The sequence below is a fragment of the Streptococcus humanilactis genome (genome assembly GCF_019448275.1).
Classification (GTDB): domain Bacteria; phylum Bacillota; class Bacilli; order Lactobacillales; family Streptococcaceae; genus Streptococcus; species Streptococcus humanilactis.
In genome coordinates, this window is record NZ_JAHXBZ010000002.1 from 108,367 (window position 1) to 131,380 (window position 23,014).

Genomic DNA, 23,014 nt, shown 5'->3' on the forward strand with positions numbered 1-23,014 from the left:
TAAAAAACAGATTCTTCCATCTATTACGGAAAAATCTGTCATTGATTTAATGATTTACAAAAACTCCAACCACGGCTTGCGAACCTCGTCTTTGCTGGTTTCTCTGTATTTTTTTAATTCCAAGAAAGCCATCTTAACCAGATGGTTTTCCTGACCGTTATTTGTGATGGTCAATACCTCACCTGTCGTGTCCTCGCGCATACTAAAGCTGTGAAAAGCCAAGTCATCTTGGAAGTAGTTGCTGTCCACAATTGCAATGGCGTAAACAGGAGCGATATACTTGTAACTCTGGTGGGTATCACCTTCACGTTGGCGAATTTTTTCGAGGTTTTGATTGACCTGGCTGCACAAATAAGCCCACAGGCGATTGATGAAAAAATTCTGATGATGCACCTGAATCTCAATGATTACTTGTGTCCCATTGTCTAACTCTGCCAATACGTCTATACTGGTATAGAAATCTTGGGCTGAATAAGGCATGGAAGGCAAGATGTGAATATTGCTCCCCTCCAAAATGGTCACATTTTTGGCTGGCAAGTCCAACATATCGCGTATAAATTGACAAGTGATTTCTGGATTGCTAAAGATTTTCTTAGCAACCAAATCATTGGTTGGGCTGATGCCCGGATGTCTGAGAATCATCCATTCCCTCCTTCTATTATACCATATTTTAAAATCTAATTTTGCTAGATTCGATGGTTCTATCTATTTATTCGGAAAAAAGAGGATAAATGAAATAGTAAATAAAAAATAAGAACAGCTGATAAGCAATAAATTTTAAGATTATCTGTATTCTCCGCTTATCTGATAATAAATAAGGTTCGCAATATAGCCTTTTCTCTCTACCCCATTTGCAACAGTCTTTAGATAGGACATTCCAGTCTTATCCATAACATGACCTGAAGCTGGGTTGAGACTGGCATATCGTGCTTTGACTTTTTGAAAATCTGCTTGAGTAAAACAGAAGTCTAAGATAGCTTTTAAGGCCTCTGTCATAAGACCACGACTCCAATAGTTTTTTTCTAAAACATAGCCAATTTCACAGCTGGAATCATCCTCATTCATCTCAACGATGCTGATATCTCCTATCACTTGCTCTGGCTTTTCTTTGAGGTAAATGACTCATTTGTAATAGTTGGGATTGGCATAGGAAGCAACCCAATTACGAATTGAGTTTCGAGTGTTCTCAACATCAGGATGGGGATTCCAAGTAACATAGGTCAGATTCTCAGCAGACGAAGCTCAATTTTGAAACATGGCTTCCGCATCACTCTCCACAAATCTTCTCAAGATTAAACGGTTTGTCTGTAATATTTGCGTACCTATTGCTTTTATGATGTTACCTCGCTTTCTGGTGTGTGATTCTCTATTCAATCTCCATTGAAACTATAGTATATCGAGATAAACTGTAGACAAATCAACTGGGGCATTCACATTAATTTCTAAAAATACTTTAGAAGTTGATTGGTACTATTCTAGATTCAATTTATTAGACTTTCAGTCAGTAGGTTTGAAGAAATAAAATCTAAATTCACTTTCTATATTATACTCAATGAAAATCAAAGAGCAAACTAGGAAACTAGCCGAAGGCTGTACTTGAGTACGACAAGGCGACGTTGACGTGGTTTGAAGAGATTTTCGAAGAGTATTACCCTTCTTTCTTGCATTGCTTTCTTAGATATGCTACAGTGGTGGTAACGGTTACAAAATAAAAGGAGTATGCTATGAAAAATCCAGCTTTGTTAGAAGAAATCAAGACTTATAAAGGCAGGGATGAGGTTCCAGAAGACTTTGATGCTTTCTGGGATGAGGAGGTGAAAAAAGTTTCAACTCTTCCAGCCTACCATTTGGAGGAAAGAAATTTCCACATTCCTCAAGTCAAGTGCTATGAGTTAACATTTGAAGGAAGCAAGGAAGGCAAGGTCTATGCACGCGTCGTTCTTCCAAAGAGTGAGGAGAAGGTTCCGCTAATCTTCCATTTCCATGGTTATATGGGACGTGGCTGGAACTGGGCCGACATGTTGGCTTTCACCGTAGCTGGTTATGGTGTTGTTTCCATGGATGTTCGAGGCCAGTCGGGCTATTCACAAGACGGCTTGCGTTCTCCTCTAGGAAATACAGTTAAGGGGCATATTATCCGTGGTGCTGTGGAAGGTCGGGAGCATCTCTTTTATAAGGATGTTTATCTGGACATCTACCAGTTGGTTGAAATTGTTGCTAGTCTGCCTCAGGTGGATGAAAAGCGACTTTCTAGCTATGGTGCCTCGCAAGGAGGGGCTCTAGCCTTGGTTGCGGCAGCGCTCAATCCTCGGATTCAGAAAACAGTTGCCATCTATCCTTTCTTGTCAGACTTCAGACGAGTGCTTGAGATTGGTAATACTAGCGAGCCTTACGACGAACTTTTCCGTTATTTCAAGTTTCACGACCCCTTCCATGAAACTGAGGAGGACATCATGGCGACCCTTGCCTATATCGATGTGAAAAATCTTGCCCATCGTATCCAAGGTGAGGTTAAGATGATTACGGGCTTGGACGACGATGTTTGCTATCCTATTACCCAGTTTGCGATTTACAATCGTTTGACCTGCGATAAGGCTTATCGCATCATGCCTGAGTATGCCCACGAAGCCATGAATGTATTTGTTAACGACCAAGTCTACAACTGGCTGTGTGGTAGTGAGATTTCTTTTAAGTACATAAAATAATGAATGAGAGAGCCCAGTAGCTCTCTTTTTTGTGGTTTAATAAAAATGATTTAAAATAGATGATTCTCTGAAACTACTTTCAGAAACAGCTGTTCTATAAAATACTTTTGAAACTGAAATCTATTCTATGACAAAGTATTGAAAGCGCTTAACAAATGGTATATAATGAACTCATAAGAACAAAGAAAAGGAGGAAAGAGGATGCCACAGATTACTAAAGAAGCTTTGATTGCACAAATCAAAGATGGAATCATCGTTTCTTGTCAGGCCCTTCCTCACGAACCGCTCTATACAGAAGCGGGAGGAGTCATTCCATTGCTGGTCAAAGCGGCTGAGCAAGGTGGAGCAGTCGGTATCCGAGCAAATAGTGTTCGCGATATCAAGGAAATCAAGGAGGTTACCAACCTTCCAATCATTGGGATAATTAAACGAGATTATCCACCACAAGAACCCTTCATCACTGCTACGATGAAAGAAGTTGATGAATTGGCAGAACTTGATATAGAGGTAATTGCTCTGGATTGTACCAAGCGTGAACGCTATGATGGTTTGGAGATCCAAGAGTTCATTCGTCAGGTTAAGGAGAAATATCCTCATCAGCTCTTGATGGCTGATACAAGTACTTTCGAGGAAGGATTGGCAGCTGTTGAAGCAGGAATTGACTTTGTCGGAACAACCTTATCAGGATACACATCTTACAGTCCAAAAGTGGATGGCCCCGATTTTGAATTAATCAAAAAACTCTGTGATGCTGGCGTGGATGTCATTGCAGAAGGAAAAATTCATACACCTGAACAAGCCAAACAAATCCTGGGATATGGAGTGCGAGGCATCGTTGTAGGTGGAGCTATTACTAGACCAAAAGAGATTACAGAACGCTTCGTTGCTGGTCTTAAATAAAAAAATAAAGAAAGGGGGATTGAGTATGATTATTACTAAAATCAGTCGTTTAGGAACTTATGTGAAAGTAAATCCACATTTTGCAACATTAATAGATTTTCTAGAAAAAACAGGACTAGAAAATTTAACAGAAGGTCCGATTGATATCGATGGTGATCGATTATTTGGTAATTGCTTTACTTATCTAGCAGACGGTCAAGCAGGAGCCTTCTTTGAAACTCACCAAAAATATTTGGATATTCATTTAGTTTTGGAAAACGAAGAAGCCATGGCTGTTACGTCGCCAGAAAATGTAAGCGTTACCCAAAAATATGATGAAGAAAAAGATATTGAATTATACACAGGAGAAGTGGAACAGTTAGTTCATTTGAGAGCTGGTGAATGCCTTATCACTTTTCCAGAAGATTTACATCAACCCAAGGTTCGTATAAATGATGAACCTGTTAAAAAAGTTGTCTTTAAAGTTGCGATTTCTTAATGTAGAAAGGGAAGAACAATGAAAAAAATGAGAAAGTTTTTATGTCTAGCTGGAGTTGCGCTAGCAGCCGTTGCCTTGGTAGCTTGTTCAGGAAAGAAAGAAACTACAGCTGACACTGAACCACCGACAGAATTATCTGGTGAGATTACAATGTGGCACTCCTTTACTCAAGGACCACGTTTGGAAAGTATTCAAAAATCAGCAGATGCTTTTATGCAAAAGCATCCAAAAACCAAAATCAAGATTGAAACATTTTCTTGGAATGACTTCTATACTAAATGGACTACAGGTTTAGCAAATGGAAATGTGCCAGATATCAGTACGGCTCTTCCTAACCAAGTAATGGAAATGGTCAACTCAGATGCTTTGGTTCCGCTAAACGATTCTATCAAGCGTATTGGACAGGATAAATTTAACGAAACTGCCTTAAATGAAGCAAAAATCGGAGATGATTACTACTCTGTTCCTCTTTATTCACATGCACAAGTCATGTGGGTTAGAACAGATTTGTTAAAAGAGCATAATATTGAGGTTCCTAAAACTTGGGATCAACTCTATGAAGCTTCTAAAAAATTGAAAGAAGCTGGAGTTTATGGCTTGTCTGTTCCGTTTGGAACAAATGACTTAATGGCAACACGTTTCTTGAACTTCTACGTACGTAGTGGTGGTGGAAGTCTCTTGACAAAAGATCTTAAAGCAGATTTGACAAGTCAACTTGCTCAAGATGGTATTAAATACTGGGTTAAAATGTATAAAGAAATCTCACCTCAAGATTCTTTGAACTTTAATGTCCTTCAACAAGCTACCTTGTTCTATCAAGGAAAAACAGCATTTGACTTTAACTCTGGCTTCCATATTGGAGGAATTAATGCCAACAGTCCTCAATTGATTGATTCGATTGATGCTTATCCTATTCCAAAAATCAAAGAATCTGATAAGGAACAAGGAATTGAAACCTCAAACATTCCAATGGTTGTTTGGAAAAATTCAAAACACCCAGAAGTTGCTAAAGCATTCTTAGAATCACTTTATAATGAAGAAGACTACGTTAAATTCCTTGATTCAACTCCAGTAGGTATGTTGCCAACTATTAAGGGGATTAGCGATTCTGCAGCCTATAAAGAAAATGAAACTCGTAAGAAATTTAAACATGCTGAAGAAGTGATTACTGAAGCTGTTAAAAAAGGTACTGCTATTGGTTATGAAAATGGACCAAGTGTACAAGCTGGTATGTTGACTAACCAACACATTATTGAACAAATGTTCCAAGATATCATTTCAAATGGAACAGATCCTATGAAAGCAGCAAAAGAAGCAGAAAAACAATTAAACGATTTATTTGAGGCTGCTCAGTAGATGTAAAAGACTAGAAAATAGGTGGGCTAGTGAGCTGAAAAGCCCTAGCCCAATCTTGTAAAAGAAGGGAGAAGGAGAATGGTTAAAGAACGTAATTTAACTCGCTGGATATTTGTTTTGCCAGCTATGATTATCGTAGGATTACTCTTTGTTTATCCGTTTTTCTCGAGTATTTTTTATAGCTTTACCAATAAGCATTTGATTATGCCTAATTATAAATTTGTTGGTTTAGCTAACTATAAAGCTGTGCTATCAGATCCCAACTTCTTTAATGCGTTCTTTAATTCAATTAAGTGGACCGTTTTCTCATTAGTTGGTCAAGTTTTAGTAGGGTTTGTATTGGCTTTGGCTCTTCACAGAGTACGCCACTTCAAGAAATTATATAGGACCTTATTGATTGTTCCTTGGGCATTTCCTACCATCGTTATTGCCTTTTCTTGGCAGTGGATTCTAAACGGGGTTTATGGCTACTTACCTAATCTAATCGTAAAATTAGGTTTAATGGAACATACGCCTGCATTTTTGACAGATAGTACATGGGCATTCCTATGTTTGGTGTTTATCAACATTTGGTTTGGAGCGCCGATGATCATGGTTAATGTGCTTTCAGCTTTGCAAACAGTACCAGAAGAACAATTTGAGGCTGCTAAGATAGATGGTGCTTCAAGTTGGCAAGTGTTCAAATTTATCGTCTTTCCACATATCAAAGTGGTTGTAGGGCTTCTAGTCGTTTTGAGAACTGTATGGATCTTTAATAACTTTGACATTATCTACCTAATTACAGGTGGTGGACCAGCCAATGCTACAACGACGCTTCCAATTTTTGCCTACAACCTAGGTTGGGGAACTAAATTGTTGGGTCGTGCTTCAGCAGTTACAGTATTGCTCTTTATCTTCTTGGTGGCAATTTGCTTTATCTACTTTGCTATCATCAGTAAGTGGGAAAAGGAGGGTAGAAAATAATGAAGAAGAAATCCGGTATTTATTTAGATATTCTCTCACATGTACTCTTGATTGGTGCGACCATCGTTGCAATTTTCCCATTGGTATGGATTATCATATCTTCTGTCAAGGGGAAAGGGGAATTAACTCAGTATCCAACACGATTTTGGCCTGAACAATTTACATTAGATTATTTCACTCATGTTATTAACGATTTGCACTTTATTGATAACATTCGAAACAGTTTAATCATTGCCTTAGCTACAACCGTTATTGCGATTATTATTTCTGCTATGGCAGCCTATGGTATTGTTAGATTCTTCCCTAAATTGGGAGCAATCATGTCGAGATTACTTGTCATTACCTACATTTTCCCACCAATTTTGTTAGCAATTCCCTATTCAATTGCCATTGCTAAAGTTGGATTAACAAATAGTTTATTTGGCTTGATGATGGTTTATCTATCTTTTAGTGTTCCATATGCAGTTTGGCTCTTAGTTGGATTTTTCCAAACAGTTCCAATTGGAATTGAAGAAGCAGCTAGAATTGATGGTGCAAATAAATTTGTTACATTTTATAAAGTTGTGCTACCGATTGTAGCACCAGGTATTGTAGCAACAGCTATTTATACATTTATCAATGCTTGGAATGAATTCTTGTATGCTTTAATTTTGATTAACAATACAGGAAAGATGACAGTAGCAGTAGCTCTTCGATCTCTTAACGGTTCAGAAATTTTAGACTGGGGAGATATGATGGCAGCATCTGTTATTGTGGTTCTTCCATCAATTATTTTCTTCTCTATTATCCAAAATAAGATTGCAAGTGGATTATCAGAAGGATCTGTGAAGTAAACGAAAGAAGGAAAAAATGAATAAGAGAGGTCTTTATTCAAAACTAGGAATTTCTGTTGTAGGAATTAGTCTTTTAATGGGAGTACCCACTTTGATTCATGCGAATGAATTAAACTATGGTCAACTGTCTATATCTCCTATTTTTCAAGGAGGTTCATATCAACTGAACAATAAGAGTATAGATATCAGCCCTTTGTTATTAGATAAATTATCTGGAGAGAGTCAGACAGTAGTAATGAAATTTAAAGCAGATAAACCAAACTCGCTTCAAGCTTTGTTTGGTCTATCTAATAGTAAAGCAGGCTTTAAAAATAATTACTTTTCAATTTTCATGAGAGATTCTGGTGAGATAGGTGTAGAAATAAGAGACGCCCAAAAGGGAATAAATTATTTATTTTCTAGACCAGCTTCATTATGGGGAAAGCATAAAGGACAGGCAGTTGAAAATACACTCGTATTTGTATCTGATTCTAAAGATAAGACATACACAATGTATGTTAATGGTATAGAAGTGTTCTCTGAAACAGTTGATACATTTTTGCCGATTTCAAATATAAATGGTATAGATAAGGCAACACTAGGAGCTGTTAATCGTGAAGGCAAGGATCATTATCTTGCAAGAGGAAGTATTGATGAAATCAGTCTATTTAATAAAGCAATTAGTGATCAGGAAGTTTCAACTATTCCCTTGTCAAATCCATTTCAGTTAATTTTCCAATCAGGAGATTCTACTCAAGCAAACTATTTTAGAATACCGACATTATATACATTAAGTAGTGGAAGAGTTCTATCAAGTATTGATGCACGTTATGGTGGGACTCATGATTCTAAAAGTAAGATTAATATCGCGACTTCTTATAGTGATGATAATGGGAAAACGTGGAGTGAGCCAACTTTTGCTATGAAGTTTAATGACTATGAGGAGCAGTTAGTTTACTGGCCACGAGATAATAAATTAAAGAATAGTCAAATTAGTGGAAGTGCTTCATTTATAGATTCATCCATTGTTGAAGATAAAAAATCTGGGAAAACGATATTATTAGCTGATGTTATGCCTGCTGGTATCGGAAATAATAATGCAAATAAAGCTGATTCAGGTTTTAAAGAAATAAACGGTCATTATTATTTAAAACTAAAGAAGGATGGAGATAATGATTTCCGTTATACAGTCAGAGAAAATGGTGTCGTTTATGATGAAACAACTAATAAACCTACAAATTATACTATAAATGATAAGTATGAAGTTTTAGAGGGAGGAAAGTCTTTAACAGTTGAACAATATTCGGTTGATTTTGATAGTGGCTCTTTAAGAGAAAGGCATAATGGAAAACAGGTTCCTATGAATGTTTTCTACAAAGATTCGTTATTTAAAGTGACTCCTACTAATTATATAGCAATGACAACTAGTCAGAATAGAGGAGAGAGTTGGGAACAATTTAAGTTATTGCCTCCGTTCTTAGGAGAAAAACATAATGGAACTTACTTATGTCCCGGACAAGGTTTAGCATTAAAATCAAGTAATAGATTAATTTTTGCAACATATACTAGTGGCGAACTAACTTATCTCATTTCTGATGATAGTGGTCAAACATGGAAGAAATCCTCAGCTTCAATTCCGTTCAAGAATGCGACAGCAGAAGCGCAAATGGTTGAAATGAGAGATGGTGTTATTAGAACATTCTTTAGAACTACTACAGGTAAGATTGCCTATATGACTAGTAGAGATTCTGGAGAAACATGGTCAGAAGTTTCGTATATCGATGGAATTCAACAAACTTCATATGGTACACAAGTATCTGCAATTAGATACTCTCAATTAGTTGATGGAAAAGAAGCAGTCATTTTGAGTACACCAAATTCTAGAAATGGCCGTAAGGGAGGTCAATTAGTTGTCGGTTTAGTCAATAAAGAAGATGATAGTATCGATTGGAAATACCACTATGACATTGATTTGCCTTCGTATGGTTATGCTTATTCTGCGATTACAGAATTGCCAAATCATCACATAGGTGTATTGTTTGAAAAATATGATTCATGGTCAAGAAATGAATTGCATTTAAGCAATGTAGTTCAGTATATAGATTTGGAAATTAATGATTTAACAAAATAAAGGAGAAAAAACATGGTTAAATACGGTGTTGTTGGAACAGGATATTTTGGAGCTGAGTTGGCTCGTTATATGCAAAAGAATGATGGAGCAGAGATTACTCTTCTCTATGATCCAGATAATGCAGAGGCTATTGCAGAAGAATTGGGAGCAAAAGTAGCAAGTTCCCTAGATGAGTTGGTTTCTAGCGATGAAGTAGATTGTGTTATCGTCGCAACTCCAAATAATCTTCATAAGGAACCGGTTATTAAGGCTGCACAACATGGCAAAAATGTTTTCTGTGAAAAACCAATTGCGCTTTCTTATCAAGATTGTCGCGAGATGGTAGATGCATGTAAAGAAAATAATGTAACCTTTATGGCAGGACATATTATGAACTTCTTTAATGGTGTCCATCATGCAAAAGAACTCATTAATCAAGGAGTCATCGGAGACGTTCTATATTGTCACACAGCTCGTAATGGTTGGGAAGAACAACAACCGTCAGTATCATGGAAAAAAATTCGTGAAAAATCAGGTGGTCACTTGTATCACCATATTCATGAATTGGATTGCGTGCAATTCCTTATGGGTGGTATGCCAGAAACTGTAACCATGACAGGTGGAAATGTAGCCCATGAAGGTGAAAATTTCGGTGATGAAGATGATATGATTTTTGTCAATATGGAATTTTCTAATAAACGTTTTGCCTTGTTAGAATGGGGTTCAGCTTATCGTTGGGGTGAACATTATGTTTTGATTCAAGGAACGAAAGGTGCTATCCGCTTAGACTTATTCAACTGTAAAGGAACTCTTAAGCTAGATGGACAAGAAAGCTATTTCTTGATTCATGAATCACAAGAAGAAGATGATGATCGTACTCGCATCTATCATAGTACAGAGATGGACGGAGCAATTGCTTATGGTAAACCAGGTAAACGTACTCCATTATGGCTATCATCTGTGATCGACAAAGAAATGCGATATCTGCATGAGATTATGCAAGGAGCTCCAGTATCAGAAGAATTTGCAAAACTATTGACAGGTGAAGCTGCTCTAGAAGCAATTGCTACTGCAGATGCTTGTACCCAGTCTATGTTTGAAGATCGCAAAGTAAAATTGTCAGAAATTGTAAAATAAACATAATGTAAAGGGGATGAAAAATTTATTTTCTCCCCTCGTTTCGGAAATAAGTTAGGAGAAAATCTATGTCAGATTTAAAAAAATACGAAGGTGTCATTCCAGCCTTCTACGCATGTTATGATGATCAAGGAGAAGTAAGTCCAGAGCGTACGCGTGCCTTGGTTCAATACTTCATTGATAAAGGTGTTCAAGGTCTTTATGTCAATGGTTCTTCTGGTGAATGTATCTACCAAAGCGTTGAAGACCGCAAGTTAATCTTGGAAGAAGTCATGGCAGTTGCCAAGGGCAAATTGACAATCATTGCTCACGTAGCTTGCAACAATACTAAAGACAGTATGGAACTTGCTCGCCATGCAGAAAGTTTGGGTGTAGATGCCATTGCAACGATTCCACCAATTTACTTCCGCTTGCCAGAATACTCAGTTGCTAAATATTGGAACGATATCAGTTCTGCAGCTCCAAATACAGACTACGTGATTTATAACATTCCTCAATTAGCAGGGGTTGCTTTGACTCCAAGCCTTTACACAGAAATGTTGAAGAATCCACGTGTTATCGGTGTTAAAAACTCTTCTATGCCAGTTCAAGATATCCAAACTTTTGTGAGCCTTGGTGGGGAAGACCATATCGTCTTCAATGGTCCAGATGAACAGTTCCTAGGTGGTCGTCTCATGGGAGCTAAAGCTGGTATCGGTGGTACTTATGGTGCTATGCCAGAACTCTTCTTGAAACTCAACCAATTGATTGCTGATAAAGACCTAGAAACAGCTCGTGAATTGCAATACGCTATAAATGCAATCATTGGCAAATTGACTGCTGCACATGGAAATATGTATGGTGTGATTAAGGAAGTCTTGAAGATCAATGAAGGATTGAACATTGGTTCTGTTCGTTCACCATTGACACCAGTGACTGAAGAAGATCGTCCAGTTGTAGAAGCAGCTGCAGCCTTGATTCGTGAAACCAAGGAGCGCTTCCTCTAATCCATAAGGAGGTATTTATGACACACTATGTTGCAATTGATATCGGTGGAACAAATATCAAATATGGTTTGATCGACCAAGAAGGCCAACTTGTTGAATCGCATGAAATGCTAACTGAGGCGCATAAGGGTGGACCTCATATCTTACAAAAGACCAAAGATATTGTAGCCAGCTATTTAGAAAAAGGCCCAGTAGCAGGTGTTGCCATTTCTTCTGCAGGGATGGTAGATCCTGACAAGGGTGAGATTTTCTATGCTGGGCCTCAGATTCCCAACTATGCAGGAACTCAGTTCAAGAAGGAAATCGAGACTAGCTTTAATATTCCTTGTGAGATTGAAAATGATGTCAACTGTGCAGGTCTTGCTGAGGCAGTATCTGGTTCAGGCAAGGGAGCGAGTGTTACTCTTTGCTTGACTATTGGAACCGGTATCGGTGGTTGCTTGATTATGGATGGGAAAGTCTTCCATGGATTTAGCAATTCGGCCTGTGAAGTTGGTTATATGCATATGCAGGATGGAGCGTTCCAAGATTTGGCTTCTACAACAGCCTTGGTGGAGTATGTAGCAGCAGGTCATGGAGATCCAGTTGATCAGTGGAATGGCCGACGTATCTTTAAGGAAGCCACTGAAGGAAACAAAATCTGCATGGCTGGTATTGACCGGATGGTAGACTATCTAGGAAAAGGTCTGGCAAATATTTGCTACGTTGTCAATCCAGAAGTAGTCATTCTCGGTGGTGGTATTATGGGACAAGAGGCTATCCTCAAACCTAAGATCCGCACAGCCTTGAAAGAGGCTTTGGTACCAAGTTTAGCAGAAAAAACACGATTAGAATTTGCTCATCATCAAAATACAGCAGGTATGTTGGGAGCTTATTATCATTTTAAAACAAAACAATCCTAGTTTGGCTGAGCCAAACTAGGATTTTCTGACGCGTTTTTGTCTACGATAGCCGTTGAGTTTTTTATTTTCCCAGTAGCTATTAAAGATTTTTTCCTTGCTTTCGCGATTGATTTCCAAAAAGTAGGCATAAATCAAATCAATAAAGAAGAGCATAGGAAGTTGAGCGGATATTCGTTGGATGTAGGAAGGTTGGCTGTGGCTAGCAACGAGAACGGTCTCTGTATAGGTCTGGCTATCTTTATTGGGAACACTTGAAAAGAGTACAGTCTTCGCCCCCATCTCCTTGGCATCTAATAGACTATCTAAAATAGAAGGTGTTGTGCCAGAAAGTGAGAAACCAAGTACGAGACAATTTTCGTCCATAATACTGGTTGTCCAGGCAAAGCCATCTTGATCGGTCAAGGCCTCGCAGACCACACCTAGACGCATGAAGCGTAATTTCATTTCACGAGCTACGAGGCCAGAACTCCCTGTTCCGAAGAAGTAGACACGCTCAGCATCTTCGATTAATTGGGCAATTCGTTCTAGTTGGACTTCGTCAATCAAGTCTTGTGTTTGTTCCCTCATATTGCTATAGCTTCTGAGGACTCGTTTGGTCAGTGGACTGTGCTTGGAGACTTGGTTGGTTTGATTTTCTGCCTGATGTTGGTATTGGAAAATAAATTCTCGATAACCTGTAAAGCCACACTTTTTAGCAAAGCGGGTCAGAGCAGCCTGGGAGATATGTAATTTTTGAGTGACCTGTTGGGAAGATAAATCATCTGTAATGGTTTCTGCTTGTAAAAAATAGCGAGCGATTTCTTGCTCTAGGTCTGTCATTTCTTCAAAATGTGAATCAATGATAGTTGCGATATCTGGTTTGTCCATAGGGAAGGCTCCTTTAAATGAGTCGTGTTGGAAAAAGACTAGATTATTGAACTTTTACATTCATTATAACATATAATATAGGGATGAATAAATAAAAACGTATCTTACTGTAAAAACGAAAAAAAGCTTCTTTCTTTTCCATAATTTTCTGCTCAAATTGTGGTACAATTAAGAGTAAGATTTTAAGTTAGAAATGAGACTGATTTGTATGAGAAAATTTAACAGCCATTCGATTCCGATTCGGCTTAATTTATTGTTTTCAATCGTCATTTTACTCTTTATGACTATTATTGGTCGTTTGTTGTATATGCAGGTTTTGAACAAGGATTTTTACGAAAAAAAGCTAGCCTCAGCTAGTCAGACCAAGGTCACAACCAGTTCTGCCCGTGGGGAAATTTATGATGCTAGTGGAAAACCTTTGGTAGAAAATACGTTAAAGCAGGTTGTTTCCTTTACGCGTAGTAATAAAATGACGGCTAAAGATTTAAAAGAAATCGCTAGTCAGTTACTGGGATATGTGAGCATCAGTTCGCCAAATTTGACAGAACGCCAGTTGGCAGATTACTATTTGGCTGATCCTGAAATCTATAAAAAAACAGTGGAGGCTCTCCCAAGTGAGAAACGCTTGAATTCAGATGGCAATCGTCTATCCGAATCAGAACTGTATAACAATGCGGTCGATAGTGTCCAAGCGAGTCAACTAAACTATACAGAGGATGAAAAGAAAGAAATCTATCTTTTTAGTCAGTTAAATGCCGTTGGAAATTTTGCGACAGGAACCATTGTGACAGATGCTCTTACAGATACCCAGATTGCTCTGATTGCCTCTGCTTCGAAACAATTACCCGGTGTCAGTATTTCAACTTCATGGGATCGAAAAGTTCTAGAGACTTCCCTTTCTTCTATAGTAGGAAGTGTTTCCAGTGAAAAAGCTGGTCTCCCAGCTGAAGAAGCAGATTCCTATCTTAAAAAAGGTTATTCTTTAAATGACCGTGTTGGGACTTCTTATCTAGAAAAACAATATGAGGAAACCTTGCAAGGAAAACGCTCGGTGAAAGAAATCCATCTAGACAAGTATGGCAATATGGAGAGTGTCGAAAATATCGAAGATGGTACCAAAGGGAACAATATTAAACTAACCATTGATTTGGCCTTTCAAGATAGCGTGGACAATCTTCTTAAGAGTTATTTCAATTCTGAGTTAGGAAATGGAGGAGCTAGATATTCTGAAGGTGTTTATGCAGTTGCTTTGAACCCAAAAACAGGTGCAGTTTTGTCTATGTCAGGGCTAAAACATGACTTGAAAACGGGAGATTTAACACCTGATTCCTTGGGAACGGTGACTAATGTCTTTGTCCCAGGTTCGGTTGTCAAGGCTGCGACCATCAGTTCTGGTTGGGAAAATGGAGTCTTGTCAGGAAATCAAACCTTGACAGACCAACCGATTGTCTTCCAAGGTTCAGCTCCAATTAATTCTTGGTACACTCAGGCCTACGGTTCATTCCCAATTACAGCGGTGGAAGCCTTGGAGTATTCTTCTAATGCCTATATGGTTCAAACGGCTTTGGGCATTATGGGTCAAACCTATCAACCCAATATGTTTGTTTTAACTAACAATTTAGAATCCGCTATGGGGAAACTTCGTTCGACATTTGCGGAATATGGTCTTGGAGCCTCAACAGGCATTGACCTTCCAGATGAGTCAACTGGTTTTATACCAAAAGAGTATAATTTTGCTAATTACATTACCAATGCCTTTGGTCAGTTTGATAACTATACGCCGATGCAATTGGCTCAGTATGTAGCAACTATTGCAAATGATGGTGTTCGTGTGGCTCCTCGTATTGTTGAAGGCATTTATGGAAATAATGATAAGGGAGGACTGGGCGACTTGATTCAGCAACTGCAACCGACAGAGATGAATAAGGTCAATATATCCGATTCCGATATGAGTGTCTTGCACCAAGGTTTTTATCAGGTTGCTCATGGGACTAGTGGATTGACAACTGGACGTGCCTTTTCAAATGGTGCCTTGGTATCCATTAGCGGAAAAACGGGTACAGCCGAAAGCTATGTGGCAGATGGTCAGCAAGCAACCAATACCAATGCGGTGGCCTATGCCCCATCTGATAATCCCCAAATCGCTGTTGCAGTGGTCTTTCCTCATAATACCAATCTAACAAATGGTGTAGGACCTTCCATTGCGCGTGACATTATCAATCTGTATCAAAAATACCATCCAATGAACTAGAAAGGAAATTATGCTTTATCCAACACCCATTGCCAAGCTGATTGACAGTTATTCCAAGTTACCAGGTATCGGGATTAAGACGGCTACGCGTCTGGCCTTTTATACGATTGGGATGTCTGATGATGATGTCAATGAATTTGCAAAAAATCTCCTTTCTGCTAAGAGAGAATTGACCTACTGTTCTATTTGTGGACGTTTGACAGACGACGATCCTTGCTCTATCTGTACCGATCCGACTCGTGACCAGACAACGATTTTGGTGCTAGAGGATAGTCGTGATGTGGCAGCCATGGAAAATATCCAAGAATATCATGGACTCTATCATGTCCTGCATGGTCTCATTTCTCCTATGAATGGCGTCAGTCCGGATGATATCAATCTCAAGAGCCTCATGACTCGTCTTATGGACAGTGAAGTTTCAGAGGTAATCGTAGCCACAAATGCCACAGCAGATGGGGAAGCGACTTCCATGTATCTTTCACGTTTGCTCAAGCCAGCTGGGATCAAGGTTACGCGCCTGGCACGAGGCCTCGCTGTGGGAGCAGATATCGAGTATGCGGACGAAGTGACCCTCTTACGAGCCATTGAAAATCGGACAGAGTTGTAAGTGTAGGCAAATTTACGAACTCCATTCATTTATAAAAAATCAAGGAGGCTGAAAATCGTTCCTATCGGCCTCTTTTTGTATAGTGTGATGAGTAGGATCAGGTTCAAGTTTTAAAAAACCAAGCAAATATGATATACTAAAGAGCGAGTATTCTAGTAGAATTAGGACAAGTAATATGAAACAAACGATTATTCTTTTATATGGTGGACGGAGTGCGGAACGCGAAGTCTCTGTCCTTTCAGCGGAAAGTGTCATGCGTGCGGTCAATTACGACCGTTTCACAGTTAAGACTTTCTTCATCAGTCAGTCAGGTGACTTTATCAAAACGCAGGAATTTAGTCAGACTCCAGGCCAAGAGGATCGTCTCATGACCAATGCGACCATTGATTGGGATAAGAAAGTTGTACCAAGTGCTATATACGAAGAGGGAGCAGTGGTATTCCCAGTTCTTCACGGTCCGATGGGAGAAGATGGCTCTGTCCAAGGTTTCCTTGAAGTTTTGAAAATGCCTTATGTCGGCTGTAATATCTTGTCATCTAGTCTTGCCATGGACAAAATCACGACCAAGCGTGTGTTAGAATCTGCTGGCATTGCCCAAGTTCCTTATGTGGCTATTGTTGAAGGGGACGATGTGACTGCTAAAATTGCTGAAGTGGAAGAAAAATTGACTTATCCAGTCTTCACTAAGCCGTCAAACATGGGTTCTAGTGTCGGTATTTCCAAGTCTGAAAATCAAGAAGAACTCCGTCAAGCTTTGAAACTTGCCTTCCAATATGACAGCCGTGTCTTGGTAGAGCAAGGGGTGAATGCTCGTGAAATCGAGGTTGGCCTCTTGGGTAACTACGATGTCAAAAGCACGCTGCCAGGAGAAGTTGTCAAAGATGTTGCCTTTTATGACTACGATGCCAAGTATATCGATAACAAGATTACCATGGATATTCCAGCAAAGATCAGTGATGATGTGATATCTGTCATGCGTCAAAATGCAGAAACAGCCTTCCGTGCGATTGGTGGTCTCGGTCTTTCTCGTTGCGATTTCTTCTATACAGATAAGGGCGAGATTTTCCTAAACGAGCTTAATACCATGCCAGGTTTCACCCAGTGGTCTATGTATCCACTACTTTGGGATAATATGGGAATCAGCTACCCAGACCTAATCGAGCATTTGGTTGACCTTGCTAAGCAAAGTTTTGACAAGCGCGAAGCACATTTGCTATAAAAATGAAAGAGAGGGTAGAAGTCAGAACCATCACTGCAAGGTGATCAGAGTTCTCGGACTTCAGCCCTTTTTAAAGGAGTAGAAATGAAATTAACAATCCATGAAGTGGCTCAAGTTGTAGGAGCTAAAAATGATGTCAGTATCTTTGAGGACACCCAGTTAGAAAAAGCTGAGTTTGACAGTCGCTTAATTGCGACAGGAGATTTATTTGTGCCCCTCAAGGGTGCGCGTGATGGTCATGACTTTATCGAAACAGCCTTTGAAAATGGTGCAGCAGCAACCCTGTCTGAGAAAGAGGTTGCAAATCATCCTTATATTTTAGTAGATGATGTCTTGACTGCCTTTCAAACCCTAGCTGCCTACTATCTTGAAAAAACAGCTGTTGATGTCTTTGCAGTTACAGGTTCAAATGGTAAGACAACGACCAAGGATATGTTGGCACACTTGCTATCAACAACCTACAAAACTTACAAAACACAAGGCAACTACAATAATGAGATTGGCCTTCCTTACACAGTTCTCCATATGCCTGAAGGAACAGAAAAGTTGGTCTTGGAGATGGGGCAGGATCATTTGGGAGATATTCATCTCTTGTCAGAATTGGCTCATCCAAAAACAGCCATTGTAACCTTGGTTGGAGAGGCTCATTTGGCCTTTTTCAAAGACCGTTCAGAGATTGCTAAAGGAAAAATGCAAATTGCAGACGGCATGCCTTCAGGTTCCTTGCTTTTGGCACCAGCAGATCCGATTGTAGAGGACTACTTGCCAGCTGATAAAAAGGTGGTCCGTTTTGGGCAAGGAGCTGAGTTGGAAATTACAGACTTGATTGAGCGTAAAGACAGTCTGACCTTTAAGGCTAATTTCTTGGAACAAGCCCTTGATTTGCCAGTGACTGGTAAGTACAATGCCACCAATGCTATGATTGCATCCTATATTGCCCTGCAAGAAGGAGTTTCAGAGGAGCAGATTCGTCAGGCCTTCCAAAATCTTGAATTGACGCGTAACCGTACCGAGTGGAAGAAAGCAGCCAATGGAGCAGATATCCTATCAGATGTTTACAATGCCAATCCAACAGCTATGAAGCTGATTTTAGAGACTTTCTCTGCCATTCCAGCCAACGAAGGTGGCAAGAAAATCGCTGTCTTGGCGGATATGAAGGAACTTGGTGACCAGTCTGTTCAACTTCATAACCAGATGATTTTGAGTCTTTCGCCAGATGTGCTGGATACCGTGATTTTCTATGGAGAAGATATCGCAGAATTGGCCCAACTTGCCAGTCAAATGTTCCCAATCGGTCACGTTTACTACTTCAAGAAAACAGAAGACCAAGACCAATTTGAAGACCTAGTTAAGCAGGTCAAGGAAAGTCTAGGAGCTAATGATCAAATCTTGCTCAAGGGCTCTAACTCCATGAATCTAGCTAAGCTGGTAGAAAGTTTAGAAAATGAATGCTAGTGATTTTGCCAAGTATCTTCAAAGAATGATTGCCCTTACAGATACTGGATTAACCTTTACAAAAGATCCTTTCGACCGTGAGCGCTATGAAGACTTGCGAAGTCTGTTATCTGAAATGTTGAATCAAGCATCAGACCTTGATGCCGAAGAAGTGGCAGAAGTTTTGAAGCCAACTTCCGCTTATGCAACTCCGTTAATGGACGTCCGTGCTTGGATTGTTGAGGACGAAAAGATTTGTCTGGTTAGGGGACAAGGAGAGAATGATTGGGCTTTGCCAGGTGGCTTTGGCGAGGTCGGTTATTCACCAACTGAAAATATTCTCAAGGAAATTGAAGAAGAAACCGGTTTTAAAGCCAAAGTTGAACGACTACTAGCTGTTTTTGATACCAATCGTTTCCAACTACAGAGTAAACAATATGCAAAGTTTGTTTTTGAATGCAAGCTTCTTGATGGACAATTCCAAGAAAATCAAGAAATTGCTGACCTTCAATTTTTTGCCATTGACCAACTGCCAGCCTTATCTGAAAAACGCATTACCAAGGAGCAAATAGAGATTCTTTGGCAGGTTTATCAAGGTCAGAGGGAGCAATATCTTGATTAAGAAGATGATTATCGTATTTCTAAATTCATTTTTGACAAATAGCATGGTATAATAAAATGCAGGAAAATTTTGAATCATGAGGAATACTAGATGAATTTATGGGATATTTTCTTTACGACCCAAGCAACAGAGCCACCCAAGTTTGATCTTTATTGGTATGTCAGTATATTTACACTCTTGGCCTTGACCTTCTATACAGCCTATCGTTATCGTGAAAAGAAGGTTTACCAACGATTTTTCCAAATCTTGCAGGCCGTTCAGTTAATCCTTCTTTATGGTTGGTATGGGGTCAATCATATGCCACTGTCAGAAAGTTTACCCTTTTACCATTGCCGTATGGCTATGTTTGTGGTGCTCTTGCTTCCTGGTCAGTCTAAATATAGGCAGTATTTTGCATTACTAGGAACATTTGGGACATTAGCTGCCTTTGTTTATCCAGTGCCAGATCCCTATCCTTTCCCACATATTGCCATTTTGTCCTTTATCTTTGGGCACTTAGCTCTCTTGGGGAACTCACTGGTTTATCTCTTGAGACAGTACGATGCGAGAATGCTAGATGTGAAAAGAATTTTTCTCATTACCTTTGCATTAAATGCCTTAATTTTTGTGGTCAATTTGGTAACAGGTGGAGATTACGGATTCTTGACCAAACCGCCATTGGTTGGAGATCACGGCTTAGTAGCCAATTATTTAATCGTTTCCCTGGCCTTGTCAGCGGCGATTACGTTGACAAAGAAAATTTTGGAACTATTTTTAGAACAAGAAGCAGAAAAAATGATTGCAAAGAAAGCTTAGAAATGAGCTTTCTTTTTTGTACAATAGACAGATTGTTGACAAAGTTTACAGTGAATGAATTTCTGAACAGAAAAACTAAAAAATTGGCTGGTAAATTTAGGAAAAAACTGAGCACGATGAGATTTTTTGTGTTATAATATTCTGTGAATAGCTATGCCTACGTTTAGCTATTGAATATTACGAAGTTAGAAACTTGGAAGATAGAGAGGATGCGATGTAATGGCTAGAGAAGGCTTTTTTACAGGTCTAGATATTGGAACAAGCTCTGTCAAGGTGCTTGTAGCTGAGCAGAGAAATGGTGAATTAAATGTAATTGGCGTGAGTAATGCCAAAAGTAAAGGTGTAAAGGATGGAATTATTGTTGATATTGATGCAGCAGCAACTGCTATCAAATCAGCAATTTCCCAAGCAGAAGAAAAAGCAGGCATCTCAATTAAATCAGTGAATGTTGGTTTACCAGCTAATCTCTTACAGGTAGAACCAACTCAAGGAATGATTCCAGTAACATCTGATACCAAGGAAATTATGGATCAAGATGTCGAAAATGTTGTCAAATCAGCTTTGACAAAGAGTATGACACCTGATCGTGAAGTTATCACATTCATTCCTGAGGAATTTATTGTGGATGGTTTTCAAGGGATTCGTGATCCACGTGGTATGATGGGGGTTCGCCTTGAAATGCGTGGTTTACTTTATACAGGTCCTCGCACTATTTTACATAACCTACGTAAGACAGTTGAACGTGCAGGTGTTCAGGTTGAAAATATTATTATTTCACCACTAGCAATGGTTCAATCGATTTTGAATGAAGGTGAACGTGAATTTGGTGCTACAGTGATTGATATGGGGGCAGGTCAAACGACTGTTGCTACAATCCGTAACCAAGAACTCCAGTTTACCAATATTCTCCAAGAAGGCGGAGATTATGTAACTAAGGATATTTCTAAAGTCTTGAAGACATCACAGAAACTAGCTGAAGGTTTGAAATTAAACTATGGAGAGGCTTATCCTCCTCTCGCAAGTAAAGAAACATTCCAAGTCGAAGTGATCGGGGAAGTAGAACCTGTTGAAGTAACAGAAAATTACTTGTCAGAAATTATTTCTGCACGTATTAAGCATATTTTTGAACAAATCAAACAAGACTTAGACAGAAGACATTTATTGGATCTTCCTGGTGGCATTGTTTTGATTGGTGGAACCGCTATTTTACCGGGTATTGTGGAACTTGCTCAAGAAGTTTTTGGTGTTCGTGTCAAGCTTTATGTTCCAAACCAAGTTGGAATTCGTAATCCAGCCTTTGCGCATGTGATTAGTCTATCAGAATTCGCGGGACAATTGACAGAAGTACATCTCTTGGCTCAACGAGCAGTCAAGGGTGATGAAGGATTATTCCAACAACCGCTTAGTTTTGGGGGAATGATTCAGAAAACAGCTCAGTTTGTACAATCAACGCCTGTTCAACCAGCCCCTGCTCCAGAAGTAGAGCCGGTGGCGCCTACAGAACCAATGGCGGATTTCCAACAAGCTTCACAAAATAAACCGAAATTAGCAGATCGTTTCCGTGGCTTGATCGGAAGCATGTTTGACGAATAAAGAGGAAAAATAAATTATGACATTTTCATTTGATACAGCTGCTGCTCAAGGTGCAGTGATTAAAGTAATTGGTGTCGGTGGAGGTGGTGGCAATGCCATCAACCGTATGGTCGACGAAGGTGTTACAGGCGTAGAATTTATCGCAGCAAACACAGATGTACAAGCATTGAGTAGTACAAAAGCTGAGACTGTTATTCAGTTGGGACCTAAATTGACTCGTGGTTTGGGTGCAGGAGGTCAACCTGAGGTTGGTCGTAAAGCTGCTGAAGAAAGCGAAGAAACACTGACGGAAGCTATCAGTGGCGCAGATATGGTCTTCATCACTGCTGGTATGGGAGGAGGCTCTGGAACTGGAGCTGCTCCTGTTATTGCTCGTATCGCCAAAGATTTAGGTGCTCTTACAGTTGGTGTCGTAACACGTCCGTTTGGTTTTGAAGGAAGCAAACGTGGACAATTTGCTGTAGAAGGAATCAATCAACTACGTGAGCATGTAGATACTCTATTGATTATTTCAAACAACAACTTGCTTGAAATTGTTGATAAGAAGACACCGCTTTTGGAGGCTCTTAGCGAAGCAGATAACGTTCTTCGTCAAGGTGTTCAAGGAATTACCGATTTGATTACCAATCCAGGATTGATTAACCTTGACTTTGCCGATGTGAAAACAGTTATGGCAAATAAAGGGAATGCCCTAATGGGTATCGGTATTGGTAGTGGAGAAGAACGTGTGGTAGAAGCAGCTCGTAAGGCAATCTACTCACCACTTCTTGAAACAACGATTGATGGAGCAGAAGATGTGATTGTCAACGTAACTGGTGGTCTTGACTTAACCTTGATTGAGGCAGAAGAGGCTTCACAAATTGTGAACCAGGCAGCAGGTCAAGGAGTGAACATCTGGCTCGGTACTTCAATTGATGAAAGTATGCGTGATGAAATTCGTGTAACAGTTGTCGCAACGGGTGTTCGTCAAGACCGCGTAGAAAAGGTTGTGGCTCCACAAGCTAGACCTACTACTAACTACCGTGAGACAGTAAAACCAGCTCATTCACATGGCTTTGATCGTCATTTTGATATGGCAGAAACGGCTGAATTGCCAAAACAAAATCAACGTCGCTCGGAACAAGCTCAAGGATCTGCTTTTGGTGATTGGGATTTACGTCGCGAGACAATTGTTCGTCCGACTGATTCAGTAGTGTCACCGGTAGAACGTTTTGAAATTCCAAATTCACAAGATGAAGATGAATTGGATACACCTCCATTTTTCAAAAATCGTTAAG

General features: G+C 39.5%; 19 protein-coding genes and 2 pseudogenes. 18 read left to right on the forward strand and 3 right to left on the reverse strand.

Annotated elements, in window-relative coordinates; genetic code table 11:
- Positions 1-60: 60 nt before the first annotated feature.
- Both KV696_RS04765 and KV696_RS04770 read right to left on the reverse strand, forming a co-directional pair.
- A pseudogene (locus tag KV696_RS04765) lies at positions 61-642 on the reverse strand (PD-(D/E)XK nuclease family transposase); the annotation flags it as partial.
- A gap of 141 nt (positions 643-783) precedes the next feature.
- Positions 784-1,335 (reverse strand): annotated as a pseudogene (locus KV696_RS04770) (GNAT family N-acetyltransferase).
- A 389-nt stretch (positions 1,336-1,724) separates the two neighbouring features.
- On the opposite strand from KV696_RS04770, the gene KV696_RS04775 reads away from it, so the two are divergent.
- The 10 genes from KV696_RS04775 to KV696_RS04820 all read left to right on the forward strand — a co-directional run bounded on the left by KV696_RS04775 (position 1,725) and on the right by KV696_RS04820 (position 12,349).
- Positions 1,725-2,705 carry an acetylxylan esterase gene (locus KV696_RS04775; RefSeq protein WP_219967014.1) on the forward strand — a complete coding sequence of 327 codons (981 nt, stop codon included), beginning with the start codon at positions 1,725-1,727 and terminating at the stop codon, positions 2,703-2,705.
- Positions 2,706-2,906: 201 nt separating this feature from the next.
- Entirely contained in the window at positions 2,907-3,605 is a 699-nt protein-coding gene (locus KV696_RS04780; RefSeq protein ID WP_077804818.1) for an N-acetylmannosamine-6-phosphate 2-epimerase, read from the forward strand.
- Between the two features lie 25 nt (positions 3,606-3,630).
- Complete coding sequence (locus KV696_RS04785; protein WP_000587482.1) at positions 3,631-4,083, forward strand: YhcH/YjgK/YiaL family protein; 453 nt, start codon at positions 3,631-3,633, stop codon at positions 4,081-4,083.
- 18 nt (positions 4,084-4,101) lie between these two features.
- Positions 4,102-5,439, forward strand: a complete 1,338-nt coding sequence (locus KV696_RS04790; RefSeq protein WP_000738780.1) for an ABC transporter substrate-binding protein — start codon at positions 4,102-4,104, stop codon at positions 5,437-5,439.
- Between the two features lie 78 nt (positions 5,440-5,517).
- On the forward strand, positions 5,518-6,402 hold the full coding sequence (locus KV696_RS04795; protein WP_000237988.1) for a carbohydrate ABC transporter permease: 885 nt from the start codon (positions 5,518-5,520) through the stop codon (positions 6,400-6,402).
- Positions 6,402-7,235, forward strand: coding sequence for a carbohydrate ABC transporter permease (locus KV696_RS04800; protein ID WP_000730332.1), 834 nt, complete (start codon positions 6,402-6,404; stop codon positions 7,233-7,235). The genes KV696_RS04795 and KV696_RS04800 overlap by 1 nt, the downstream gene beginning before the upstream one ends.
- Positions 7,236-7,251: 16 nt before the next feature.
- Positions 7,252-9,345, forward strand: coding sequence for a neuraminidase NanB (gene nanB, locus KV696_RS04805; RefSeq protein WP_084950141.1), 2,094 nt, complete (start codon positions 7,252-7,254; stop codon positions 9,343-9,345).
- Positions 9,346-9,357: 12 nt separating this feature from the next.
- Positions 9,358-10,461 (forward strand): Gfo/Idh/MocA family protein, encoded by a 1,104-nt coding sequence (locus tag KV696_RS04810; protein ID WP_000241736.1) that lies wholly within the window; start codon positions 9,358-9,360, stop codon positions 10,459-10,461.
- A gap of 68 nt (positions 10,462-10,529) precedes the next feature.
- Positions 10,530-11,447 carry a dihydrodipicolinate synthase family protein gene (locus KV696_RS04815; protein WP_001281495.1) on the forward strand — a complete coding sequence of 306 codons (918 nt, stop codon included), beginning with the start codon at positions 10,530-10,532 and terminating at the stop codon, positions 11,445-11,447.
- 17 nt (positions 11,448-11,464) lie between these two features.
- Positions 11,465-12,349: an ROK family protein gene (locus tag KV696_RS04820; protein WP_219967015.1), complete on the forward strand. Its 885-nt coding sequence runs from the start codon at positions 11,465-11,467 to the stop codon at positions 12,347-12,349.
- 15 nt (positions 12,350-12,364) lie between these two features.
- Here the strand turns inward: KV696_RS04820 and KV696_RS04825 are convergent, their stop codons facing one another.
- Positions 12,365-13,216 (reverse strand): MurR/RpiR family transcriptional regulator, encoded by an 852-nt coding sequence (locus KV696_RS04825; protein WP_219967016.1) that lies wholly within the window; start codon positions 13,214-13,216, stop codon positions 12,365-12,367.
- A gap of 193 nt (positions 13,217-13,409) precedes the next feature.
- Between KV696_RS04825 and pbp2b the strand changes: the two genes are divergently transcribed.
- The 8 genes from pbp2b (at position 13,410) to ftsZ (ending at position 23,013) form a co-directional block, all read left to right on the forward strand.
- The gene (pbp2b, locus tag KV696_RS04830; protein WP_219967017.1) at positions 13,410-15,467 is read left to right on the forward strand and encodes a penicillin-binding protein PBP2B; all 2,058 of its coding nucleotides are present in this window, start codon (positions 13,410-13,412) and stop codon (positions 15,465-15,467) included.
- Positions 15,468-15,477: 10 nt separating this feature from the next.
- Positions 15,478-16,074, forward strand: a complete 597-nt coding sequence (gene recR, locus KV696_RS04835) for a recombination mediator RecR (RefSeq protein ID WP_033684867.1) — start codon at positions 15,478-15,480, stop codon at positions 16,072-16,074.
- A 175-nt stretch (positions 16,075-16,249) separates the two neighbouring features.
- Positions 16,250-17,293: a D-alanine--D-alanine ligase gene (locus tag KV696_RS04840; RefSeq protein WP_219967018.1), complete on the forward strand. Its 1,044-nt coding sequence runs from the start codon at positions 16,250-16,252 to the stop codon at positions 17,291-17,293.
- Between the two features lie 84 nt (positions 17,294-17,377).
- Positions 17,378-18,748 (forward strand): UDP-N-acetylmuramoyl-tripeptide--D-alanyl-D-alanine ligase, encoded by a 1,371-nt coding sequence (locus KV696_RS04845; protein ID WP_219967019.1) that lies wholly within the window; start codon positions 17,378-17,380, stop codon positions 18,746-18,748.
- Positions 18,738-19,349 (forward strand): NUDIX hydrolase N-terminal domain-containing protein, encoded by a 612-nt coding sequence (locus KV696_RS04850; protein WP_219967020.1) that lies wholly within the window; start codon positions 18,738-18,740, stop codon positions 19,347-19,349. Before KV696_RS04845 ends, KV696_RS04850 begins: the two co-directional genes overlap by 11 nt.
- Positions 19,350-19,439: 90 nt before the next feature.
- Positions 19,440-20,144, forward strand: coding sequence for a YwaF family protein (locus KV696_RS04855; protein ID WP_219967021.1), 705 nt, complete (start codon positions 19,440-19,442; stop codon positions 20,142-20,144).
- Between the two features lie 219 nt (positions 20,145-20,363).
- Entirely contained in the window at positions 20,364-21,737 is a 1,374-nt protein-coding gene (ftsA, locus tag KV696_RS04860; RefSeq protein ID WP_000090384.1) for a cell division protein FtsA, read from the forward strand.
- Between the two features lie 16 nt (positions 21,738-21,753).
- Positions 21,754-23,013: a cell division protein FtsZ gene (gene ftsZ / locus KV696_RS04865; protein WP_000144273.1), complete on the forward strand. Its 1,260-nt coding sequence runs from the start codon at positions 21,754-21,756 to the stop codon at positions 23,011-23,013.
- Position 23,014: the final 1 nt, after the last annotated feature.